Source organism: Photobacterium lucens, assembly GCF_009873615.1.
GTDB lineage: Bacteria > Pseudomonadota > Gammaproteobacteria > Enterobacterales > Vibrionaceae > Photobacterium > Photobacterium lucens.
This window is the reverse complement of sequence record NZ_SSMG01000378.1, coordinates 1-739: the sequence shown is the minus strand read 5'-3', so window position 1 is coordinate 739 and position 739 is coordinate 1. Positions and strand designations below refer to the sequence as shown.

1 protein-coding gene is annotated in these 739 nt (G+C 30.6%); it reads left to right on the top strand.

Annotated elements, in window-relative coordinates:
- The coding region (locus E5A76_RS15665; RefSeq protein WP_161119482.1) for a Kiwa anti-phage protein KwaB-like domain-containing protein at positions 1-620 on the top strand (620 nt) is incomplete at its 5' end.
- Positions 621-739: the final 119 nt, after the last annotated feature.

Sequence of the window (739 nt, the reverse complement as noted above, 5' to 3'; positions counted from 1 at the left end):
ATGTTATTCAGTTAACATTTGGTTCTGATGATCAAAGTATTTTTGCTTTTAGGTATATTAGCGGAGCATGGTCAGTTAATAAAACATCAGGGAGTTTTCTTGACTTTAAAATGTTTGATAATGAATTTGTTGCAGAAATTAAAGTAAGCAAGAAATTTCAAATAACACCATATATTGACTTTATTCAATATAATGATGATGTATTTATTGCTGATCTTAAACAATTTGAAACAGCCATGAACTATCATGAAAGACTTAAAGAGAAAAAAGTAGAAGCAGTGGAAGCTTTAAGTTCAAGTCATGCAATGAATTCTGAAAATAGTAAAATTTTAGCTAATGTTATTGGTACTGATAAACGATTAATGAGACAACTTGCATCTGTACATGAGAAAAAGTATTACGCAAATGAAATATGGCTTCAACGTTTAAAGAAAGCAGCTGATGAAGCTGGAAATTGGCAAATTAAATTTGATAGTAATAATAATATTATTGTTGAAAATAATAAGCACTATGTTAAGGAAATGTTGACGCTACTTCAAAATAAGCGAGTTAAAACTGTAGTTGATGGACTTATGTTTGACGTAGAGGGCGAGTTGATCGAAATTCCAACTGGAATCTAACACATATAACAAATGCGATAACGCGATTTGCCACATTCAGCGTTGTAATCTTGTCTTTGTTTACATTTATTAAGGCAGTAATATTAAGCTAAGCCTGTATCGTAGTAAACGTGATATAC